This window comes from Enterovibrio baiacu, from assembly GCF_004120195.1.
GTDB lineage: Bacteria > Pseudomonadota > Gammaproteobacteria > Enterobacterales > Vibrionaceae > Enterovibrio > Enterovibrio baiacui.
In genome coordinates this window covers 56659-78025 of the sequence record NZ_SCHN01000026.1, presented here as the reverse complement: position 1 = coordinate 78025, position 21367 = coordinate 56659, and the positions used below count along the sequence as shown (strand labels likewise).

At 47.5% G+C, this 21367-nt stretch carries 20 protein-coding genes; 15 read left to right on the top strand and 5 right to left on the bottom strand.

The features are described 5' to 3' along the window. Positions 1 to 241 precede the first annotated feature (241 nt). The 4 genes from prfB (at position 242) to EQP46_RS22190 (ending at position 6263) form a co-directional block, all read left to right on the top strand. Positions 242 to 1340, top strand: a protein-coding gene (gene prfB / locus EQP46_RS22205) for a peptide chain release factor 2 (protein WP_129495700.1) whose coding sequence is annotated in 2 segments (ribosomal slippage) — positions 242 to 316 and positions 318 to 1340 — 1098 coding nt in all. Because the reading frame shifts where the segments join, the coding sequence is not laid out codon by codon here. A 28-nt stretch (positions 1341 to 1368) separates the two neighbouring features. Further along, complete coding sequence (lysS, locus tag EQP46_RS22200) at positions 1369 to 2877, top strand: lysine--tRNA ligase (protein ID WP_129495699.1); 1509 nt, start codon at positions 1369 to 1371, stop codon at positions 2875 to 2877. Positions 2878 to 3103: 226 nt separating this feature from the next. Then, positions 3104 to 4528: an amidohydrolase gene (locus EQP46_RS22195; protein WP_129495698.1), complete on the top strand. Its 1425-nt coding sequence runs from the start codon at positions 3104 to 3106 to the stop codon at positions 4526 to 4528. Between the two features lie 400 nt (positions 4529 to 4928). Continuing rightward, on the top strand, positions 4929 to 6263 hold the full coding sequence (locus tag EQP46_RS22190; protein ID WP_017009124.1) for a sigma-54-dependent transcriptional regulator: 1335 nt from the start codon (positions 4929 to 4931) through the stop codon (positions 6261 to 6263). 93 nt (positions 6264 to 6356) lie between these two features. On the opposite strand, the gene EQP46_RS22185 is transcribed toward EQP46_RS22190, so the two are convergent. After that, on the bottom strand, positions 6357 to 6782 hold the full coding sequence (locus tag EQP46_RS22185; RefSeq protein ID WP_129495697.1) for a PACE efflux transporter: 426 nt from the start codon (positions 6780 to 6782) through the stop codon (positions 6357 to 6359). 557 nt (positions 6783 to 7339) lie between these two features. On the opposite strand from EQP46_RS22185, the gene EQP46_RS22175 reads away from it, so the two are divergent. Then, positions 7340 to 7591, top strand: a complete 252-nt coding sequence (locus EQP46_RS22175; RefSeq protein ID WP_129495695.1) for a hypothetical protein — start codon at positions 7340 to 7342, stop codon at positions 7589 to 7591. A 116-nt stretch (positions 7592 to 7707) separates the two neighbouring features. Here the strand turns inward: EQP46_RS22175 and EQP46_RS22170 are convergent, their stop codons facing one another. Next, positions 7708 to 8742: an NADP(H)-dependent aldo-keto reductase gene (locus EQP46_RS22170; protein ID WP_129495694.1), complete on the bottom strand. Its 1035-nt coding sequence runs from the start codon at positions 8740 to 8742 to the stop codon at positions 7708 to 7710. 325 nt (positions 8743 to 9067) lie between these two features. Between EQP46_RS22170 and EQP46_RS22165 the strand changes: the two genes are divergently transcribed. Beyond that, entirely contained in the window at positions 9068 to 9367 is a 300-nt protein-coding gene (locus EQP46_RS22165) for a DUF6482 family protein (protein WP_129495693.1), read from the top strand. Here EQP46_RS22165 and mutH read toward each other — a convergent pair. Further along, positions 9364 to 10050 carry a DNA mismatch repair endonuclease MutH gene (gene mutH / locus EQP46_RS22160; protein ID WP_129495692.1) on the bottom strand — a complete coding sequence of 229 codons (687 nt, stop codon included), beginning with the start codon at positions 10048 to 10050 and terminating at the stop codon, positions 9364 to 9366. The genes EQP46_RS22165 and mutH overlap by 4 nt on opposite strands. A 619-nt stretch (positions 10051 to 10669) precedes the next feature. On the opposite strand from mutH, the gene rppH reads away from it, so the two are divergent. From rppH to EQP46_RS22135, 5 genes are all read left to right on the top strand, one after another. Continuing rightward, positions 10670 to 11194, top strand: coding sequence for an RNA pyrophosphohydrolase (gene rppH / locus EQP46_RS22155; protein ID WP_129495691.1), 525 nt, complete (start codon positions 10670 to 10672; stop codon positions 11192 to 11194). Between the two features lie 66 nt (positions 11195 to 11260). Next, entirely contained in the window at positions 11261 to 13519 is a 2259-nt protein-coding gene (ptsP, locus tag EQP46_RS22150; RefSeq protein ID WP_129495690.1) for a phosphoenolpyruvate--protein phosphotransferase, read from the top strand. A gap of 10 nt (positions 13520 to 13529) precedes the next feature. Further along, positions 13530 to 14336, top strand: coding sequence for a sulfite exporter TauE/SafE family protein (locus EQP46_RS22145; protein ID WP_129495689.1), 807 nt, complete (start codon positions 13530 to 13532; stop codon positions 14334 to 14336). A 13-nt stretch (positions 14337 to 14349) separates the two neighbouring features. Next, positions 14350 to 15147, top strand: coding sequence for a prolipoprotein diacylglyceryl transferase (gene lgt, locus EQP46_RS22140; protein ID WP_129495688.1), 798 nt, complete (start codon positions 14350 to 14352; stop codon positions 15145 to 15147). 98 nt (positions 15148 to 15245) lie between these two features. Then, the gene (locus EQP46_RS22135; RefSeq protein WP_129495687.1) at positions 15246 to 16085 is read left to right on the top strand and encodes a thymidylate synthase; all 840 of its coding nucleotides are present in this window, start codon (positions 15246 to 15248) and stop codon (positions 16083 to 16085) included. A gap of 204 nt (positions 16086 to 16289) precedes the next feature. On the opposite strand, the gene EQP46_RS22130 is transcribed toward EQP46_RS22135, so the two are convergent. After that, positions 16290 to 17435, bottom strand: coding sequence for a Na/Pi symporter (locus tag EQP46_RS22130; RefSeq protein ID WP_129495686.1), 1146 nt, complete (start codon positions 17433 to 17435; stop codon positions 16290 to 16292). Positions 17436 to 17857: 422 nt separating this feature from the next. Here EQP46_RS22130 and nhaA point away from each other — a divergent pair, with 422 nt between their 5' ends. The 4 genes from nhaA to EQP46_RS22110 all read left to right on the top strand — a co-directional run bounded on the left by nhaA (position 17858) and on the right by EQP46_RS22110 (position 20655). Next, positions 17858 to 19048 (top strand): Na+/H+ antiporter NhaA, encoded by a 1191-nt coding sequence (nhaA, locus tag EQP46_RS22125; protein WP_129495685.1) that lies wholly within the window; start codon positions 17858 to 17860, stop codon positions 19046 to 19048. Further along, a complete protein-coding gene (locus EQP46_RS22120) occupies positions 19020 to 19292 on the top strand; it encodes a hypothetical protein (RefSeq protein ID WP_129495684.1) in 273 nt (90 codons plus the stop codon). The genes nhaA and EQP46_RS22120 overlap by 29 nt, the downstream gene beginning before the upstream one ends. A gap of 76 nt (positions 19293 to 19368) precedes the next feature. Continuing rightward, positions 19369 to 20256 (top strand): transcriptional activator NhaR, encoded by an 888-nt coding sequence (gene nhaR, locus EQP46_RS22115; protein ID WP_129495683.1) that lies wholly within the window; start codon positions 19369 to 19371, stop codon positions 20254 to 20256. Between the two features lie 105 nt (positions 20257 to 20361). Next, positions 20362 to 20655 (top strand): ArsR/SmtB family transcription factor, encoded by a 294-nt coding sequence (locus EQP46_RS22110; RefSeq protein WP_017008766.1) that lies wholly within the window; start codon positions 20362 to 20364, stop codon positions 20653 to 20655. A gap of 247 nt (positions 20656 to 20902) precedes the next feature. Here EQP46_RS22110 and rpsT read toward each other — a convergent pair whose 3' ends face one another. Beyond that, on the bottom strand, positions 20903 to 21163 hold the full coding sequence (gene rpsT / locus EQP46_RS22105; RefSeq protein WP_017008767.1) for a 30S ribosomal protein S20: 261 nt from the start codon (positions 21161 to 21163) through the stop codon (positions 20903 to 20905). Positions 21164 to 21367 lie beyond the last annotated feature (204 nt).

Sequence of the window (21367 nt, the reverse complement as noted above, 5' to 3'; positions counted from 1 at the left end):
AGGACCCAGGACCCAGGACCCAGGACCCAGGACCCAGGACCCAGGACCCAGGACCCAGGACCCAGGACCCAGGACCCAGGACCCAGGACCCAGGACCCAGGACCCAGGACCCAGCTCTATTCCCCCTTTTCTGTCTTTTTCTCCGAAAATTTCCTGTTTGATCCCCATCACACTCTGTTTATTCTGCCCGCAATTCGATAGAATTCGGCGGTTAAAACTCATTCTGAATTTAGAAGTGACCATGTTTGAAATCAATCCGATCAAAAACCGCCTAGCGGACATTGCCGAACGCGCAAATGTCCTTAGGGGGTATCTTTGACTATGACGCCAAGAAAGAGCGTCTAGAAGAAGTTAATGCTGAACTTGAACAACCTGATGTGTGGAACGAACCTGAGCGCGCACAAGCGCTAGGTCGCGAGCGTTCTGCGCTTGAAGCGGTAGTAGAAACTATCGACCAACTTGATCAGGGTGGCGTGTACATCAACGATTTGTTGGAGCTGGCCGTCGAAGAAAGCGACCAAGACACGTTCGACGAAATCGACCCAGAGCTGAGTGATTTGGAAGACAAGCTGGTGAAGCTTGAATTCCGTCGTATGTTCTCTGGCGACCACGATGGTTCTGATTGTTATATCGACCTGCAAGCAGGCTCGGGCGGTACGGAAGCGCAAGATTGGACATCCATGATGTTGCGTATGTATCTGCGTTGGGCGGATGCTAAGGGCTTCAAGTCAGAAGTGATTGAAGTGTCTGAAGGCGATGTGGCCGGATTGAAATCTGCGACTGTGCGCGTGAGCGGTGAATATGCTTACGGTTGGTTGCGTACTGAAACCGGTGTTCACCGTTTGGTACGTAAATCGCCGTTCGATTCAGGCGGTCGTCGTCACACCTCGTTTGCTTCTGCGTTTATCTACCCAGAAGTTGACGACAACATCGAAATCGATATCAACCCATCTGATCTGCGTATTGACGTTTACCGTGCTTCGGGCGCGGGTGGTCAGCACGTAAACACCACCGAATCCGCGGTACGTATTACTCACGTTCCGACGAACACCGTGGTGCAGTGCCAGAACGACCGTAGTCAGCACAAAAACAAAGATCAGGCGATGAAGCAGCTTCGCGCAAAACTGTTTGAGCTAGAAATGCACAAGCAAAATGCCGAGAAGCAAGCGAACGAAGACTCGAAGTCTGACATCGGTTGGGGTAGCCAGATCCGTTCATACGTGTTGGATGACTCACGTATCAAAGACCTGCGCACAGGCATTGAAAACCGTAATACCCAAGCGGTACTTGACGGTGATCTCGACAAGTTTATTGAAGCCAGCCTGAAATCTGGTTTGTGATTTTTTACGTTAATTTCAAAGGTTCACTATGACTGACCAGTTACAAGACGAAAACAAGCTAATTGCGGAGCGTCGTGCAAAACTGAACCACATTCGTCAAAACTGCAAAGCGAATGGCCACCCGAATGATTTTCGTCGTGAGCACACAGCGGCAGACCTTCAGGCTGAATTTGGCGAAAAGAGCAAGGAAGAGCTAGAAGCATTGGATCACAAAGTGACCGTTGCTGGCCGTATCATGGCAAAACGTGGTCCATTCCTTGCGCTACAAGACGTGAATGGTCGTATTCAGGCGTATGCAGCGAAAGACGTGCAAAACGTACTGAAAGAACAATACCAAGGCCTTGATATTGGTGACATCATCGGTGTGACAGGTGCGCTGCACAAATCAGGTAAAGGTGACCTTTACGTGAACATGGAAGCGTACCAACTGCTGACGAAAGCGTTGCGTCCACTTCCAGAAAAATTCCACGGTCTGACTGACCAAGAGACGCGTTACCGTCAACGTTACGTTGACCTTATCGTGAACGAAGAATCACGCAATGCGTTTAAAGTGCGTTCTAAGCTGATCTCTGCGATCCGCCGTTACATGGAGTCGAAAGACTTTATGGAAGTGGAAACGCCGATGATGCAAGTGATCCCTGGCGGTGCATCAGCACGTCCATTCATCACGCACCACAACGCGCTTGATCAAGAAATGTACCTGCGTATCGCGCCTGAGCTTTACCTGAAGCGTTTGGTTGTGGGTGGTTTTGAGCGTGTGTTCGAAATTAACCGTAACTTCCGTAACGAAGGGTTGTCTCCGCGTCATAACCCAGAATTCACCATGATTGAATTCTACATGGCGTATGCAGATTACAACGACCTGATCGACCTGACTGAAGACATGCTGCGTACCGTGGCTATTGAAGTGTTGGGTAACTCAGCAATGCCTTACGGCGAGCACACGGTTGAGTTTGGCGGTAAATACGCACGCATGACCATGCTAGAAGCCATCAAGCAATACAACCCTGACCACGCTGACATCCAAGCATTGGACGATGAAGGCGTTCAGAACCGTGATTTGATGGTATCTATCGCGAAATCTCTAGACATCTATGTTGAGAAATTCTGGACCTGTGGTCAGCTACTTGAAGAAATCTTCGGTGAAACCGCTGAGCCTAAACTGATCCAGCCAACGTTCATCACGGGTTACCCAGCAGACATTTCTCCGCTGGCACGTCGTAGCGATGACAATCCGTTCTTCACCGATCGTTTTGAGTTCTTTATCGGCGGCCGTGAAGTGGCGAATGGTTTCTCTGAGCTTAACGACGCAGAAGACCAAGACAACCGCTTCAAAGCGCAAGTTGATGCGAAAGAATCGGGTGATGACGAAGCGATGTTCTACGACGCTGACTACATTACAGCACTGGAGCACGGCTTGCCACCAACGGCGGGTCAAGGTATCGGTATCGACCGTCTGGCGATGCTGTTTACGAACACGCACACGATTCGTGACGTGATTTTGTTCCCAGCTATGCGTCCACAAAACAAAGGCTAATTGCCAAGTTTATCGGCTGATAGGGCGGATAAACCACACCGTTTTGTACGTTGAAAAACACCGGATAAATCCGGTGTTTTTTTATGCCTGAAAATCGGCAATCTATGGATATGCAACCGTATGGCATAGCTCACACTTTTGCGAGCGATGTTGCTCTTTTTATTTCTCTTTGTAGCACGTCAGCCCATTATTCACGCGAATTTCCTTGCTGTGTGAAGATGAAGAAATGATGTTCAAGAAAACCCTGCTTTCCGCCAGTGTTGCTATCGCAACCATGGTTTCCTCCGCTGCACTTTCGTCGGCTGCGTTTGCTGCTGAGAATGTCGACCTGCTGATCAAAGATGCGACCGTTTTGACCATGAACACGGAGAAATCGGTGTTGGAAAATGGCGTGGTGGCTGTGAAAGGCAACAAGATTGTGGCGGTAGGTCGTGCAGATCTGGCTGATGATTACATTGCCAAGACCGTGCTCGATGTGGATGGCGACATTGTGATGCCTAGTTTGATAAACACCCACACCCATGCCTCCATGACGGTATTTCGCTCATTGGCTGACGATGTGCCTGATCGCTTACACCGCTATATCTTCCCGTTAGAGAAGGCCTTGGTGAGCCGTGACATGGTGCGTATTGGCGCGCAATTAGGGAACGTTGAAATGCTGAAAGGCGGCGTGACAACGTATGCGGACATGTACTACTTCGAAGATGAAGTGGCGAAAACCGTTGATGAAATCGGCATGCGCGCCATTTTGGGCGAAACCGTCATTAAGTATCCGGGGGCGGATGCGGCCAATGCACAAGAGGGCATTCAATATGCCGTGAACTTCATTAAGCAATACAAAGATCACCCACGTATTACGCCAGCATTTGCCCCTCACGCCCCGTATACAAACACCACGGAAGTGCTTCAAAAAATCACTGAGCTGTCGCTAGCGCTTGATGTGCCTGTGATGATTCACCTTGCAGAATCTGATCGCGAAAACGAAGTGATTGCTGAGCGCAGTGGCGGTAAAAGCCCGGTGCAGTACATGGCTGATATTGGTGCGCTGACGCCAAACCTTATCGGTGCTCACGTCATTAATGTGAACGATGACGACATTGCGCTACTGAAAAAGCACGATGTGGGTGTGGCACACAATATGAGTGCTAATATCAAATCGGCCAAAGGCGTGTCTCCGGCATTGAAGATGTTTGACGACGGCTTGCGTATTGGGTTGGGTACCGATGGCCCAATGTCAGGTAACACACTGAGCACCATTGATGAGTTCAATCAGGTGGCGAAAGTGCATAAGCTCGTGAATCAAGATCGCGCAGCAATGCCTCCCGTGAAGGTGATTGAAATGGCGACCATGGGCGCAGCCCGCGCGCTACACATGGAAGATAAGATTGGTTCACTTGAGGTGGGCAAGTTTGCGGACATCATCGTAGTCGATACAAAAGCCCCGAATATGGTGCCAATGTACAACCCTTACTCCGCCTTGGTGTATTCCGCCTATGCGACGAATGTGAGACATGCCATCGTAGATGGCCGATTGTTGATGCAAGACAGAGACATTTCTACGGTCGACGAGCGCTCAATTCGTGATCAGGCGTTGCAGTTTGCAGACAAAGTACGAGAAAGTGTCATTGCAAGCGGCGAACAAGTCCAATAAATCCTACTATTAAAAAGACCGCGTCTGATCTATGACGCGGTTTTTATTTCTATTTCTCCTGATGCACTCATGAATGCGGGTCATAGTCTATGATCTAAGAAATTTTAGAGAGATGTGCATTTTTCTCTAAATTGAGACATGTGCATTTGTGAGTCGCGATGAATAGTCATCTTGGTGCAATGTTTTTCATGTAGTTCATTGTTTTTAAATGACTATTTTGATTTTGAATCTGGATCGTCTGTCAGGAATCGCAACAGCAAAAGTGTCTATTTTGGGAAGTCTGGAGAATTGAGATCTACATTGTATCCACAATGAGACAAACCTCTTTGTCTTACAAAATATAATGATACTCACAACATTTTGAACACATGTCGTTAATGGATGACTAAAGGCAGGCGTTATGGGTATGCAATTCAGATCTGAGGCAGTTCCAAGTTCACTCGTCGTAGTGGGCGGAACATACGAACCATGGTTGGCAACATTGGAGCAAGCAGGGTGGCGTTGTCACCGTTGTTACGACCTCAGAGCAGCACAAGCACTTCTTCAGGACATTGGTCCTTGCATTGGGATCGTGGATATTAGCCACGATGATTTCAGCTTGAACGGTGTAGCGTCACTGGTTAACCGCAACAAACAAGTTCGCTGGTTGGCACTGATCCGTGAAGACCAACTCAACAACGATGCAATCTGTCAGTTCATTGTCAGCTTCTGCATTGACTACTTCACTTCTCCAATTCCAGATAGCCAGTTGATGAGCACCATTGGTCACCAATTGGGTATGTTGAAACTTGAGCGCCATGTTTGGCCTCAGCTTGGCGATCACAGCGACATGGGTTTGCTTGGCAAAACCTCTGTGATGAAAAAGCTGCGTGACCAAGTTCGTCGTGTAGCACCTACCGATGTGTCAGTGCTTATTCACGGTGAAAGCGGTACGGGTAAAGAGTTGGTGGGCATGGCGATTCATAACGCCTCTACGCGCGCTAAAGGGCCTTTCGTTTCTGTGAAATGCAGTGCGTTACCTGAAAAATTGATTTCATCAGAATTGTTCGGTGATGGCACCACAGAAGGTAAAGTGCAGCAAGCGCACCAAGGCACTTTGTTCTTGGATGAAATCGGTGATTTGCCACTTAATCTTCAGGCGAACTTGCTTCACCTTCTTCAAGACGGCACGGTTGAATCTCATGATGACAAGTACGCGAAAGAAATCGATGTTCGCGTGATTGCTGCAACCCACATGGATTTAGAGAAAGCGGTTGCGGAAGGTCTGTTCCGTGAAGATCTCTACTACCGTTTGAACGTTCTGCGTATTTCTGTGCCTTCATTGAAAGAGCGCGGCGCGGATATTCCTGAATTGGCTGAACACTTCCTGCTCAAGTTTGCGCGTCAATACAACACGCAAGCACGCACTTTCTCAGAAGAAGCCAACAAAATCTTGGTTAACTACAGCTGGCCAGGTAACGTACGTGAACTGATCAACCAAGTGAAACGTGCTGTGTTGCTTGCTGACAACTTGGTGATTGAAGCCGAGCACTTGGATTTACCGCGTCAAGGCGATTACAAGCAGAGCCTTCGTAAGATCCGTGAAGAATCAGAGCGTGATGCATTGCTAGCGGTACTTGAAAGCAACAATGGTCAAGTTTCTGCAGCAGCGAAAGAGCTGGGTGTTTCTCGTGCGACCATGTATCGCCTGTTGAACAAACACAGCTTGATCCCTGCACCGCGCAGCTTTCGTTAATTAAGGCATCTTAGTTATCGAAACCCGCTGAACCTGCATCAGCGCGCTGTTAGTGAAAGGCTAACAACAAAAAACCGCCCGAGGGCGGTTTTTTTATGCGTGTACGTGAGTGGATTTCACTGGGAACAATTTGTCATACGCTAAATTGTAGACGTAGGCATAAACCAGATAGAAAAGCACAAGGCCAATATCCATCAAGAAAGCATTCCACAAGCTTAGGTTTAGCCACCAAGCGATCACGGGAATGGTTACCCAAAGCAAACCTAACTCAAAGAGCAGTGCATGCAATATGCGATGCTTCTGTTTCTTGTCTGTTGTGCCAGTCCATTTCTGCATGGCTTTGTCGAACCATACGTTATAGATATAGTTCCAACCGGTTGCTAACAGTGAAAACGCAATACCGAGTACACCCGTGTGGGCGGCATCAAAACCAAATTGTGTCATGATCCCTACGATCAAGATCAATCCAATCAGTTCGAAGGCTATGGCATGTCTAATACGATCTGCGGCGGTTCTCATTATTCTCTCTCCTGTTGATGGGAAGAATAATATCCATAAATTAGATTGGTTGTAGTTATGTACTATCCGATAAAGAGATAGGTGGTTAAGCAGGAAGGTGTGAATGGTTTCAATGTATGCCTTTATGGTCATTTTGCATTAAATCTGGGAGGGAAATAACAAACAGAGATATGTACCAATTTATAGGCGAATGACTGACTATGTTGCGGTTATGTTTTGTACAGCCATAGAACAGAAGAGGATGCGGCTAAATTCATTGTTATAAGAAATAACTCGTTGATATATTGATCCATATCATTAGTATTAACAATGAATTTACAAGTGCGATTTTACTGAAATGAAAAGGTTAAGGAGGCGAGCGATGACTTTAAATACATTTACATCTGTCATGATTTGTTCTGTCTCTTCGCATACCGATATGCGAAAACCTGTACAGTAATTTCCGCACCGTAAAATCGGGCCGCGGGAATGATTGCGGCTTTGAAAATACGATATTTTTCTCTTTTTCCTGCCGTAACATTCTCTAAGGCCTCCTTAAACCTCAATAGGAGACCATCATGAATCAATCTGTATACCTTCGTTTAGCCACTTTGTTCGTTCAACTTGATATCAAGCGTGAAGAAAAAGCGTGGCGAAAAGCCCATCGACGCATCCGATATATTGGTGAGCCTTTGTCTGAGCACATGCTGAAAGATATTGGTTTTGAAAAAGACGGGTTGTCTATTGGACATACTGTTGCTCCTCAATATAAGGCACTTCGCGAAGTGGCGCGTATCCGTCGTCGGTTGAGGGTGAACGTAATCACGTAACGTGACGGGAACCTTTACGATTAAGGTTCCCGTAGATTGCTTTGACAGCGAGAAAATGAAAGAAAAGCGCCAGTTGGCGCTTTTTTGCTGTGTTGATATACGCACGGAGCGAGCGACTACGGACAAGGGTTTGAGTATGTCGCGCCAATCTCTTCAATACGCGTAAGCAATGCCTCAGGCAGTTGCACATCTACCGATTCGATGTTGGTTTTTAATTGTTCAAGCGTGGTTGCACCGATGATATTGCTACCAATGAATGATCTGCTGTTCACGAATGCGAGGGCCATTTGAGCAGGATCTAACGAGTATTCATGCGCCAAGTCCACGTAAGCGCGTGTGGCTGCTTGCCCTTGCTCGGTGAAGTAGCGGCTAAAACGACTCCAACGCGTACAGCGAGCACCGTCTGGGCGCGCACCATCGAGGTATTTACCTGTTAATGCGCCAAAGGCGAGGGGAGAGTATGCGAGAAGCTCAACGCCTTCGTGGTGACTGATTTCCGACAAACCGACTTCGAAACTTCTGTTCAACAGGTTGTAGGGATTTTGAATGGAGACGATACGGCTCAAGCTGTGCTTTTCTGCCAACTTTAAGTAATTCATCACGCCCCAAGGGGTTTCGTTAGACACGCCGATGTACCGAATCTTTCCTTCACGTACCAGTTCAGTCAAGGCATCCAGCGTTTCTAAAATGCTGACACCTGAGTTTTCGTCTTCATGCTTGTAGTTGAGCTGACCAAAGCTGTTCACGTGGCGTTGAGGCCAATGTACTTGGTACAAATCGATGTAGTCGGTTTGCAATCGGGCAAGGCTGTCTTCAACGGCTTGGCGAATGTTGCGACGATCCAACGCCATGTTTTCGCGGATGTAAGGAACACCGCGCGGCCCCGCAACTTTGGTAGCAATAATGCGCTTGTCACGCTGGCCTGATTTCTTTAACCAAGAGCCGATATAAGATTCGGTGAGCCCTTGCGTTTCTGGGGTCGGCGGAACGGCATACATCTCGGCAGTATCAATAAAATTGACACCGAGATCGGTGGCGAGGGCGAGCTGCTCGTGAGCTTCAGCTTCCGTGTTCTGTTGGCCATATGTCATGGTGCCTAAACAAATCTTGCTGACGTCTAAGCTGGTATGAGGAAGGGTATGGTATTGCATCCGATCTCCTTGGATTGCGAGCGTAGTCAGTGAAAAACAATGCGTTACAACAGGACATGCTCAATGGCGTTATTGAGCGAAGAACTACGATAAACACTTCCATCTTAGGAGATTTTATAAGAGGTACAAACCCCTTTGTGAATGTTGAACGCGAGGCAGCCTCGGACGCCACTATTCTCGTTGGATCGGCAGAGATCTTCCCTCATCATTTGTGTGTTTAATTCTTGAAACTGATTCGAATTAACGCCTGTTTTCATCATGGGAAGTGTTTGTTTTTCGGCGAAATGCACTATAGTTAACATATGGTTAACAATGTGGTAACGATATGAAATTAAAGCAATTGAAGAACTGGATTCTTTCTCACCCAGATAATGTACCTCATTGTTACGTTGTGGCGCACGCGGGTGGCGCTCAGTACATTGTGGAAGTGGAAGTTAGGCACCAGCTTGAACCACTTAAAGATGACAAACATGATGAAGTGATGCACTTCGATAGCATTGAGCAGGTGAGTGATAAGCTGCGAAAAATAGGGGTAAAGAAAGTGACGCTAAGGCTGCTTGATCCCTACGACGAGTTTGGCCCTGCTGACACCTCCTGCAAAGAAGACATGGAAATTACGCTTTAAAAGGTATCTTCCGCTGGCAGCATAAAGTGTGCTGCCAGTATCCTGCTTGTAAACTGCTTCCTGAGATAAAATCCCCTTGGCAGTGTCTTTATAGGTTGTCCGTTTGCGCCGTATGCTTCCGTCACGGCTTTGCTGTTGGCTGCCTTAGGGCGCAATTGAAGATACTCACCATGCTTGGCGGTAATTTGGTGCACTTTCCCAAGGACAATAAATTCCATCAACTCTTCCCAATCTGCTTTTAGCTGGGCTTCTTCTTCATCTGATGGTTGCCAAATGAGTGGCATGCCAACATGCCGTTCGCACACGGGGATTTCACGCTCGCCTTCTACAGGTATCCACAGCACTTTCGACAGTTTATTGCGGATATGGCTGTTTTCCCATGTTAGGCCATGCACATTGGTGAGCGGTGCGACACAGACAAAAGTGGTTTCAAGCGGCTTTCCTGTGTGGCTGATGGGGATCGATTTGAGCTCGATGCCCAAGTCTTGAAAATCTTGTTCTGGCTTGCTTCCTGCGGTTGCGCCTAAACAGGTTTCAAGCAGCATACCCACCCAACCTTTTTCCCGACGAAGATCAGCAGGGCATACCAAACCATACTGCTCTGCCAATTCACCAAGTGTAAACCCAGCCAAGGCTGTCGCTCGCTCGAGCAATTCGTTTTCAGAGGTAGGCGCTGGGATCATGGTCTCTTCCGTTCAAGATTCTTCGCTGAGCACGCTACCAGCCTCGCTGAGAAAAAACCAGTGTCGAGAAGTTGATCATACGGATTACCATCGAAATGCAGTTATCCACAGCGAAAAGTGATGATTTAGCGCCGAGTGATAACATGTATGCTTATACAGTGTTTTTTCTGGTTGATTTTGAAGGTTTTGCAGGTTTAAGGCGATAATTTGCGCAACTGGTGTGGGTAACTCTCGCTTTGATGGATCTTTGACCAGTTTAAGATCTTGTCGTTTTTACGCTGTATGATCTTTGCTTTTTTCTGATGCTGGTTGGGTGTAAATTACTGTTATTTATAAATATAGTTATGTTGAGTGAAGGTTTTTATTCCGAGATTCGCGTGGTGAAGAAAAATAAAAACAGATGTTTAAGACCTTTCTGCACAAATCTATCCACAGAAAGCGTGAATAAATGTGCGCTTGGTCTCACCGAACTGTTTATAACTCTAGATCTGATGCCTTTTCAGCACAGAAGGCGGTTGAAGCCCCCAAAAAATGCGTTTCATACGCAATGTTTGTTTACCACTGTGCACATAGTGTGAAAAAATCACTGTTAATAGAGATTTATATTTGAGGTCGTCCAGTGATAGATGGCGATGGCTACCGTCCCAATGTAGGGATTGTTATATGTAATAGCCACGGTCAGGTTCTCTGGGCTCGTCGATACGGACAGCACTCTTGGCAGTTTCCACAAGGTGGCATTGATGAAGGAGAAACCCCTGAACAAGCCATGTTTCGAGAGTTATACGAAGAAGTCGGATTAACCAAAAAGGATGTCCGAATTCTGGCAACAAGCCGACATTGGCTACGCTATAAGTTGCCTAAACGTTTAGTTCGTTGGGATTCAAAGCCTGTGTGTATCGGACAAAAACAGAAATGGTTTTTGCTGAAACTGGAATGTGACGAGTCTAAGGTGAACATGCAACGCGGGGGTACGCCTGAATTCGACGGTTGGCGTTGGGTGAGTTATTGGTATCCTGTGAGGCAAGTGGTGTCATTCAAGCGCGACGTATATCGCCGTGCGATGAAGGAGTTCGCGGCCATTGCGATGCCTTTTCGTGAACGAAAAGTGAAGCGCAAAGGAAAGCGAGGTGCTTCAAAAAACTAGAACAGTAAATTGCGCGTTCGGTAGAAGCTAGGTCTACGAAAGCAAAGGAAAAGAAAGAGGGTGCTGATGCTAACGAAACTGCGAGACATCGTGCACAACGTTGCGTCATCAAGCGACGTGAAGCAAGCCCTCAATACTTTGGTGGGAGAGACCTGCACTGCAATGGAAACAGAGTGCTGCTCTGTTTATATTGCGGATCATGAACGACAAGTTTACGAACTGATGGCGACGAAGGGATTGAACTCCCGTGCTCGCCGCGTTTCGCTCTCTTTTAAAGAAGGGTTAGTCGGGCTAGTTGGCCGTCGTGCTGAACCCATCAACCTTGCCAATGCCGCAACCCATGCGGACTTCAAACACTTTCCTGACATCGGCGAAGATCATTTCAACTCCTTTCTCGGGACGCCCATTATTTATCGTCGACAAGTGCTCGGTGTGCTGGTGGTTCAGCAACGCGCACCCCGTCAGTTTGATGAAAGTGAAGAATCGTTTCTTATTACACTCGCCGCGCAACTGGCTGTTGTATTTGCTCACTCGAAAGCACAGGGTGTGTGGCCAAGTGACGGCAGTGGTTCCATGTTATTGCAAGGTGCTGCGGCGTCGCCGGGCGTTGCCATTGCAGAAGCCTGGTGTGATGTCTCTCAGCCGCGCCTCGATCTTGTTCTCCCTGCCTCGTGTCTTGATATCCAACAAGAACGCGACCGTTTTGATGGGGCCGTCAGTGCTGCCATCATAGAGTTTGGGCGTCTTCGAAAGCGTTTCGACAGCGAACTCAATCAAGACACCTTGGCGATCTTCGATCTCTTTATCCACTTGTTGAATGATCCTGTGCTTAGAAAAGCCATGAAGGAGCGTATTCACAGTGGTGACATGGCAGAGTGGGCAGTAAAGCAAACCATAGATGAGTTTGCTGAGCGCTTTAATAACATGTCTGATCCCTACCTTCGTGAACGTGCGAACGACGTGAAGGAGCTGGGTCAGCGCCTGCTCTATTTCCTCGAAAACCAAGAAACCAAGCAGTGGCAGTTTGATAAACCCATCGTGCTGTTTGCCCGTGAATTGACGGCTGGCATGTTAGCGGCGATTCCTCGCGATCAACTTGCGGGTGTTGTCGCCGAAGAGGGTGCAGTCAACGCCCATGCGGCGATCTTAGCGCGTGCGCTAGGCATTCCGGCGGTGATGGGAGTGGAGTTCCGCCCTGAGCTTGTTCACTGTAAGAAAGTGGTGCTGGATGGATTTAAAGGACGCTTGCTGGTTGAGCCTGCGCCACAGGTACTGAAAGAATATAAACGTCTGCGGGACGAAGAGCTTGAGCTTCAAAAAGAAGTGGATAATGCCTTCACCAAACAAACCAAAACGGCAGACGGTGTTCGCGTCCAAATACACCTCAATGCGGGGTTGAGTGCAGACACCAGCATTGCCATTAACCGCGGGGTTGATGGGGTGGGGCTTTACCGTACTGAAGTGCCGTTTTTGATGCAGCGTAGCTTCCCTTCCGAAGACGATCAGGTCAATCAATACCGATCCATTTTGGACTGTTACCCGGGACAACCCGTGGTCATGCGTACCCTGGACATTGGCGGAGATAAGCCGCTTCCTTACTTGAAGATTGAAGAAGATAACCCGTTCTTGGGTTGGCGAGGCATTCGTTTCACGCTCGATCACCCTGATATCTTTTTAATTCAAGTTCGCGCCATGCTTCGCGCAAGCATAGGCCGAGATAACCTTGCCATTCTTTTGCCCATGATCTCTGGTTTGTCCGAGCTATTGGAAGCGAAAACACTGATTGAACGTGCGTTTGCGGAGGTCACGGAAATCGCAGAAGCGGAAGGCGAGGTGCTTCATCGTCCGCGCTTGGGGATCATGGTGGAAGTGCCGTCAGTCCTGTATCAATTTGATGCGGTCGCGCCCCATATCGATTTTCTTTCCGTCGGGACGAATGACTTAACCCAATACCTGTTGGCCGTGGATAGAAATAACGCCCGAGTCGCAGATGTCTATGATACATTTCATCCGTCGGTGTTAGCAGTGCTCGTTCAAATACTCAATCAAGCCAAACGGTTAACATTGCCTGTCAGTGTTTGTGGTGAGTTTGCTGGTGATCCGATAGGCGCAACCTTGCTTGTTGGCATGGGTTATCGCCAATTAAGTATGAACACGCGCAGTGTTGCAAAAATTAAATACGTACTTCGTCATATCCCTTCTGACGCGTTGCAAAACCACGTCAACGCGATGCTCGGTCTTTCTCTGGCGAGCGATATTCGCTCAGCGTCAGAAGACTTTCTCGAGCAGTACAACCTGGGTGGTCTCATTCGGGTCGGTAAATAGGAATACATTCATGTTAGATGCCACCTTGTGGCTGTTCGCAGTGTGCCTCATGTTAGGCTGCTGCGTGGGGTTATTGGCGGGCTTGCTGGGTATTGGTGGCGGCTTGTTGATTGTTCCTGCTTTGTCGGTGCTGTTGCCGTGGGCGGAAATATCGCCTTCTTTGATCATGCCAATGGCGTTAGCTACATCGTTAGCCAGTATTGTTGTGACTTCTTCCTCTTCTGCGCTCTCTCATTATCGGCTCGGTAATGTTCAGCCTTCCGTCATCAAAACGTTGTTGCCAGGAATTTTGGTCGGTGGACTGATGGGAAGTGGCATTGCAGATAAAATGCCAACAGAGTATTTACCCCGTATTTTCGGTGTGATTGTACTGTTGCTTGCGCTGCAAATGGTGTTTTCGTTGCGCGTTAGGGCTGAAAAACCCTTACCTTCTGTGGGCAAGAATGTGTTGAGCGGCGGTCTTATTGGTGTGACATCAAGCCTTGCCGGTATTGGTGGGGGGTCGCTAACCGTGCCGTATTTGAATTATCATGGCGTTGAAATGCGCAAAGCCATCGGTACGGCATCCTTATGTGGTGTGTTTTTAGCGCTGTCAGGGATGACGGGTTTTATCTTTTTTGGTCTATCGCAACCGGAATCTTTGCCAGAATACAGTGTCGGATATGTTTACTTACCTGCATTGATTGGTATCGTAAGCACCTCTGTGTTCACAACACGTTATGGTGCCAAGTTAGTATCGCGGTTACCCACACCGATCATAAAGCGCGTATTTGCAGTATTTTTGCTCCTTGTTGGGGCGAGTATGTTTTTAAGCTAAGGAAGACAAGCTAATGTCACTGACATTTCCCCAAATAGATCCTGTTTTGATTGAAATCGGCCCTGTTGCCGTGCGCTGGTATGGTTTGATGTACCTCGCGGGCTTTGCGTTTGCATTATGGCTAGCAAACCGTCGCGCCGATAAGCCGGGAAGTGGTTGGACGCGCGATGAAGTGAGTGACTTACTTTTCGCAGGCTTTCTTGGCGTAATACTTGGCGGCCGCATTGGCTACGTTTTGTTCTACCAGTTTGATACCTTCTTGGCTGATCCACTCTTCCTATTTAAAGTGTGGACAGGTGGCATGTCTTTCCATGGCGGCTTGTTGGGCGTGATCACGGCGATGGCGTGGTATGCATACCGCACTAAGCGCACCTTCTTTACTGTTTCCGATTTCATCGCGCCGCTTGTGCCGTTTGGCCTTGGTGCCGGTCGCCTCGGTAACTTCATGAATGGTGAGCTGTGGGGACGTTCGACGGATGTTGCATGGGGCATGGTGTTCCCAACTGGCGGGCCACTGGCTCGTCACCCTTCTCAGCTTTATGAATTTGCCCTTGAGGGCGTTGTGCTCTTCTTTATTCTTAACTGGTTCATCAAGAAGCCACGTCCTGCGGGAGCGGTATCTGGCTTGTTCCTGATGGGGTACGGAATATTCCGTTTCATCGTGGAATTCTATCGTGAGCCAGATGCACACCTAGGGCTGTTCGGAGATTGGATCAGCATGGGGCAGATTTTGTCGTCGCCAATGATCATCCTTGGTGCGCTAATGATACTGTGGGCGTACCGTCGTCAGAGCGTTTCTCAGTCTGCATAATGTCAAAATTTAAGCCGCAGCCCTGTCTGCGGTTTTCTTTATTTTATAAATCATAATTGTCACGCCGGAAGGCGTGCGGGGTAACGAAAGGAAATTCCATGAAGCAATATCTTGATTTAATGCAGGATATCATCGACAACGGGAGTGATAGAGGCGATCGCACGGGTGTGGGAACGCGTTCTGTATTTGGTCGTCAATTGCGCTTTGACCTTAGTGAAGGTTTTCCGCTTCTTACGACAAAGAAACTGTATACCCGCGCCATCATTCATGAACTGCTTTGGTTTTTGAATGGCGAAACCAATATCAAATACCTGCAAGACAACAAGGTTTCGATTTGGGATGAATGGGCAACAGAAGCCGGCGATCTTGGTCCTGTATACGGTGCGCAATGGCGTTCATGGGCATGCCCAGATGGCTCTACGGTTGATCAAATCGCTGAGCTTATCGAGCAAATCAAAACCAAACCAAACTCTCGTAGGCACATCATTACGGCTTGGAACCCTGCTGACTTGCCTGATGAAAGCATCGCGCCGCAAGCAAACGTCGAGCAAGGCCGCATGGCATTGGCACCTTGCCACTGTTTGTTCCAATTCTATGTTGCTGATGGAAAGCTTTCTTGTCAGCTTTACCAGCGCAGTGCGGATTACTTCCTTGGTGTGCCGTTTAACATTGCAAGCTACGCGCTGCTCACGCACATGATCGCGCAGCAGTGTGATTTGGACGTGGGTGACTTCGTACACACCTTTGGTGACGTTCACCTTTACGGTAACCATCTAACGGATGATATCGTCTACGAGCAGCTTAAGCGTACGCCAGGGACGATTCCAACATTGACCATCAAGCGCAAGCCTGACTCTATCTTCGATTACAAACTGGAAGACTTTGAGATTGATGGTTATGACGCGCAAGCGGCTATCAGAGCACCTATCGCGATTTAATTGTTGCGTGTGATAGCAGTGATATAGAAGCCGGGATTTTCCCCGGTTTTTTTATGGGCAAAGATAATCAAGGCGAGTTAGGAAAGCGGGCTCTGTTTGGTGAGATGCTTGGAGACGAGAGAGTTGAGAACGCAACGCGAAAGCGTTCCGCTAGAAACAAAAACGCCCGCTAAATGCGGGCGTTTTTCATATCTGTCTGAGTGCTTATTGTGTTGCTAGCATCACAACAGATGGAATCGCAATGAACACAAGACCAAGGTATGCAACCACAGCAAGCTTCGTCTTCGCTGCAGCTTCACCCAGCATCTCTGCACACTTCAATGGAATTTCGCGCAGGAACGGCGTACCAAAGATGAGCAGTGTCGCTAGAACGTTGAACGTTAGGTGAACCAATGCAATTTGCAGAGCAAATACTGCGTTTGGACCTGTTACCGCTGTCGCTGCAAGCAGTGCAGTGATACAGGTACCGATGTTTGCGCCAAGTGTGAACGGGTAAACATCGCGTACTTTCAATACGTTTGTACCTACCAGTGGAACCATCAGGCTTGTTGTCGTAGAAGAAGACTGAACCAGAATCGTTACCAAAGTACCTGATGCAATACCATGGATTGGGCCACGACCGATTGCATTGTGTAGAAGCTCTTTTGCACGACCAACCATCAGTTTACGCATTAGTTTGCCCATCATAGTGATAGAAGCAAAAATCAGTGCGATACCCAAGATAATCAATGCAACGCCACCCCAGTTGCCTGGCAGAATTGATAGTGCGTCTTTGGTGCTGGCAACAAGAGGCTTCGTCAATGGACCCATGAAGTCCATGCCTTTCATGCTTAGGCTGCCATCGAACATCAATGGAGCAACAAGCCAGCTAGAAATTTTATCAAGAAGGCCAAACATCATTTCCAAAGGAAGGAAGATAGAAACGGCCATTAAGTTAAAGAAGTCATGAACGGTTGCACAGGTAAATGCACGACGGAATTCGTCTTTGCAACGTGCGTGCCCTAGGCTTACCAAGGTGTTGGTAACAGTGGTACCAATATTAGCACCCATAACCATAGGGATTGCGGTCTCTACAGGTAAGCCACCAGCTACCAGACCAACGATAATAGACGTTACTGTACTTGAAGATTGAATCAGTGCAGTCGCAACGATACCAATCATCAAACCAGCAACAGGGTGAGACGCGAATGCGAATAAGGTTTTAGCCTCTTCGCCTGCAGCCCACTTGAAACCACTACCAACCATAGACACTGCTAAAAGCAGAACATAAAGCATTAGCGCCAGGTTAGCCCAACGTACCCAATTCTTAGAGCTGTTAATCGGTGCAGCAGTAGAAGCTTGGGAGGTCATAAAGAAATCTCCGTGACAGTTGTATGTCAGATTTATGTCAATGAAAGAATCTGAGGGCGATAGTAGGCATGAAATATTTCACTAATATTACAGTTTCGCGCCTTACCCATAATCAATCATTCTCATAGGGGGTGAGGTAGGGGTGGGAAGTGCATTTATGCTTTTATAAACAGCGGTTTAAATGTGTTTTCGGATAGGGTGTTAGATCGGTTATTTTTCGCGCATTCGCGCTAAATTAGGCTCACATCACAACAAAAAAATCAGCGTTTATGACAATAGGTAAAATCATATTGCGAAAAAATCATCAATAATTATTGAATTGCTCGGGAATTCCGAGGTTTAATCTCCGAAGAACCGATTTTTCATATTTGCTGGTCGGCGCCTAGACTAGTATCGAATAACTATTTTATGGAGTGCTTTAAATGACTGATGCCATTCGTCAGTTTATGAAGATGGAATCAGCCGGTGGTTTAGTGCTGATCATTGCTGCTATTTTAGCAATCATCATCGCGAACTCACCGCTGCAACCTGTATACGAAAGCGTGCTTCACAGCTACGTCGCAGGTCTGTCTGTCGAGCATTGGGTCAATGATGGCTTGATGGCTATCTTCTTCCTTTTAATAGGACTGGAAGTCAAACGAGAGCTTATCGAGGGCGCACTTAATACTAAAGAGAAAGCGATCTTCCCTGCCATTGCCGCTGTTGGTGGTATGGTTGCACCTGCTCTGGTTTACCTTGCGTTCAATGCTAACGACCCAGTTACCGCAAGTGGTTGGGCTATTCCTGCTGCTACCGATATCGCTTTTGCGCTAGGTGTGATGGCGCTGCTTGGCAAGCGTGTCCCTCTTTCTCTGAAAGTGTTCTTGCTGGCTCTGGCCATCATTGATGACTTAGGCGTCATCGTGATCATTGCATTGTTCTATAGCAGTGACCTTTCTGTTACTGCCTTGACCGTCGCCTTCCTATCAACCATGGCACTGTTCTTAATGAACAGTAAAAATGTGTCAGGGGTGAAATGGTACATGCTGGTGGGCGCAATCTTGTGGTTCAGCGTGTTGAAATCTGGCGTGCATGCCACCCTTGCAGGTGTGGTACTTGGCTTTGCTATCCCACTCGAAGGGGGCAAGGACGGCAAATCACCGCTTAAGACGCTTGAACATGCGATTCACCCGTATGCCGCGTTTCTTATCCTGCCGCTATTTGCTTTTGCAAATGCAGGTGTGTCGCTTGAAGGCGTCTCTTTTGAGAGCTTAACGAACACATTGCCATTGGGTATTGCACTGGGTCTGCTTGTTGGTAAACCACTGGGTATTTTCACCTTCAGTTGGTTGTCGGTGAAAATGGGAGTTGCGCGTCTTCCTGAAAGCGTGAATTTCAAACAGATTTTTGCTGTGTCCCTGCTGTGCGGGATTGGCTTTACGATGTCGATATTTATCTCGTCGTTGGCGTTTGTTGGCGTCGATCAAAGCTACATTACGTTCTCTCGACTGGGTATTTTGATTGGTTCAACGCTCTCGGCCGTAGCAGGTTATGCCTTATTGAATGCTGTATTGCCGAAATCGAGTCAGGTGGAGGAAGAAAGCGATGAAAAGAAAGTGGGTATTGATTATTAGTGGTGCGCTACTCGCCATACCAGCGTTAGCGTCTGAAGACTATTCGCATTGCTTTGACGATAACACAACCGATGTTTGCCAAGCGTTTATCGCAGGCATGGAAAGTGGATACCTCGAAAGCAGTGAGACAGAGAAGGCAGTATTTGTTGAACGCAGTGCTGACAAAGACAGCTGGTTTAGTCGAGCGCTAGAACAAAGAGCCGGTGGGCGTTACCGCACACCTATTTCTCTCGAGAAAGGCTAAATTTTCCACTCATTACATTCAAAGACGTCAGAATCCCACCTTGGGGCAACTCTGGCGTCTTTTTCGTTGAAGTCATATGTCACATTTAAACTATAACCATTTGTACTATTTCTGGATGGTCTGCAAGCAAGGCTCTGTCACTAAAGCTGCTGAAGCCTTGTTTCTTACGCCTCAAACCGTGACTGGCCAAATTCGCGCGTTAGAAGAACGCCTGAAAGGGCGACTCACCAAGCGGGTTGGACGCAATGTCGAGCCCACAGAGCTTGGGCAGTTAGTTTACAAATACGCCGACAAGATGTTCGGCCTGAGCTACGAGATGCTGGATATCGTGAACTATAGCCAGCAAGAGAACGTTTTGTTCGATGTAGGTGTCGCTGACGCGCTATCGAAGAGTCTTGTCAGTAGGGTGCTGTTGAAGGCCGTTCCTGAGGACAACAGCATTCACTTACGTTGTTTTGAATCCACCCACGAGCTTCTGCTTGAACAACTCAGCCAGCACAAACTCGACATGATTTTGTCAGACTGTCCTGTGGACTCCACCCAGAGTCCGGGGTTGTTTAGTGTGAAGTTGGGTGAAAGTGTGATGAGTTTCTTCTGTTCTGATTCACTGATTGACGCGACATTTCCAGCTGTCATCGAAGAGTACAAATTGTTAATCCCGGGCACGAGAACAGCCATGGGACGCAAACTGATGCATTGGTTTGATAGCCAAGGCATCACACCAAACATTTTGGGTGAGTTCGACGATGCAGCGCTGATGAAGGCGTTTGGATCGAATCATCGCGCCATGTTTGTGGCCCCGACTTTTTACTCTGCAGATGTACTTGAGCTGCCAAATGTGCAAGAAGTTGCAAAAGTGAAAGAGTTGAAGGAGGAGTATTACGTTATTTTTGCAGAGCGCATGATCCAGCATCCTGCAGTAAAAAGAATATGTGAAGCAGATTTTAGCAAGTTGTTTCATTAGTTTTTAACGCCTTTCTTAAACGCTAGGCATTGTTAACAAAATGATCAGTGTTAAACTTAAGCGAAATCAAACAACCCGTTAGATGGAAGATAGTAGGCAGTAAGTATGGATTTGAAACAGATGCAAGAACAGGGGCCAAAAGCGGTACAGTTGTTAAAAGCAATGGCCAATGAGCGTCGACTTTTCATTCTATGCTATTTGTTGGAAGGTGAGTTGTCAGTGGGGATGCTCAGTGACAAATTACAACTCAGTCAATCAGCGTTGTCGCAACACCTTGCTTGGCTTCGTCGTGACGGGCTCGTTGCAACACGCAAAGAGGCGCAAACCGTGTACTACTCACTGAAAAGTGTTGAAGTTCAAACGATTATGTCAACGCTTCATCAACTATATTGCAAATAGCCACTCGTAGAACAAAGCAAAGTATCTATACCTGATCAGTCATTGCGTGAACACGATGCTCAGTCATTCGTGACTGTCTTCTTATTGAATTAATCAATGGGAATCATGAGCGAGTTGTGGTGCGAAGATAAGTTGGCGCTGATGAGTGATGAGGTGTGGAGATTCGTTTAGTTAGCTCTCATGTCTAAATAACACGCATAAAAAAACCGGCCTTAAGCCGGTTTTTTTATTTCAAATCGAAGCGCTATTAAAGAGCTTTGATTTGAGCAACTAGGTTCGCTTTATGACGAGCAGCCTTGTTCTTGTGGATCAGGCCTTTAGTAGCCATGCGATCCAAGATAGGTTGCATTTCGCCAAACGCTTTAGTAGCGGCTTCTTTATCACCAGCTACGATAGCTGCGATAGTTTTTTTCATGTAAGTGCGCATCATTGAGCGACGGCTTGCATTGTGCTGGCGGCGCTTCTCAGATTGGATTGCACGCTTCTTAGCAGATTTGATATTCGCCAAGGGTCTAACTCCCAAATCTTATATTCGGTGACAATTTAAGGCCGAGGAATATGCCTCGTTTTACCGGAGTTGTCAATTCATTTGTGCAAATATCCGCCGCACTAACACTAGACTCGCTAGGGTTGGCGTGTTGCGAACTTCGCGGTTAATATGGCGGAAAATTCTATCAGCATTCTTATCGTTAAGTAAGCACTTTATGCGCGA

Bases quoted from the DNA above. Each gene is read 5' to 3' on its own strand.
- lysS (WP_129495699.1), top strand. From the start codon at position 1,369: ATGACTGACCAGTTACAAGACGAAAACAAGCTAATTGCGGAGCGTCGT.
- EQP46_RS22195 (WP_129495698.1), top strand. From the start codon at position 3,104: ATGATGTTCAAGAAAACCCTGCTTTCCGCCAGTGTTGCTATCGCAACC.
- EQP46_RS22190 (WP_017009124.1), top strand. From the start codon at position 4,929: ATGGGTATGCAATTCAGATCTGAGGCAGTTCCAAGTTCACTCGTCGTA.
- EQP46_RS22185 (WP_129495697.1), bottom strand. From the start codon at position 6,782: ATGAGAACCGCCGCAGATCGTATTAGACATGCCATAGCCTTCGAACTG.
- EQP46_RS22175 (WP_129495695.1), top strand. From the start codon at position 7,340: ATGAATCAATCTGTATACCTTCGTTTAGCCACTTTGTTCGTTCAACTT.
- EQP46_RS22170 (WP_129495694.1), bottom strand. From the start codon at position 8,742: ATGCAATACCATACCCTTCCTCATACCAGCTTAGACGTCAGCAAGATT.
- EQP46_RS22165 (WP_129495693.1), top strand. From the start codon at position 9,068: ATGAAATTAAAGCAATTGAAGAACTGGATTCTTTCTCACCCAGATAAT.
- mutH (WP_129495692.1), bottom strand. From the start codon at position 10,050: ATGATCCCAGCGCCTACCTCTGAAAACGAATTGCTCGAGCGAGCGACA.
- ptsP (WP_129495690.1), top strand. From the start codon at position 11,261: ATGCTAACGAAACTGCGAGACATCGTGCACAACGTTGCGTCATCAAGC.
- EQP46_RS22145 (WP_129495689.1), top strand. From the start codon at position 13,530: ATGTTAGATGCCACCTTGTGGCTGTTCGCAGTGTGCCTCATGTTAGGC.
- lgt (WP_129495688.1), top strand. From the start codon at position 14,350: ATGTCACTGACATTTCCCCAAATAGATCCTGTTTTGATTGAAATCGGC.
- EQP46_RS22135 (WP_129495687.1), top strand. From the start codon at position 15,246: ATGAAGCAATATCTTGATTTAATGCAGGATATCATCGACAACGGGAGT.
- EQP46_RS22130 (WP_129495686.1), bottom strand. From the start codon at position 17,435: ATGACCTCCCAAGCTTCTACTGCTGCACCGATTAACAGCTCTAAGAAT.
- nhaA (WP_129495685.1), top strand. From the start codon at position 17,858: ATGACTGATGCCATTCGTCAGTTTATGAAGATGGAATCAGCCGGTGGT.
- EQP46_RS22120 (WP_129495684.1), top strand. From the start codon at position 19,020: ATGAAAAGAAAGTGGGTATTGATTATTAGTGGTGCGCTACTCGCCATA.
- nhaR (WP_129495683.1), top strand. From the start codon at position 19,369: ATGTCACATTTAAACTATAACCATTTGTACTATTTCTGGATGGTCTGC.
- EQP46_RS22110 (WP_017008766.1), top strand. From the start codon at position 20,362: ATGGATTTGAAACAGATGCAAGAACAGGGGCCAAAAGCGGTACAGTTG.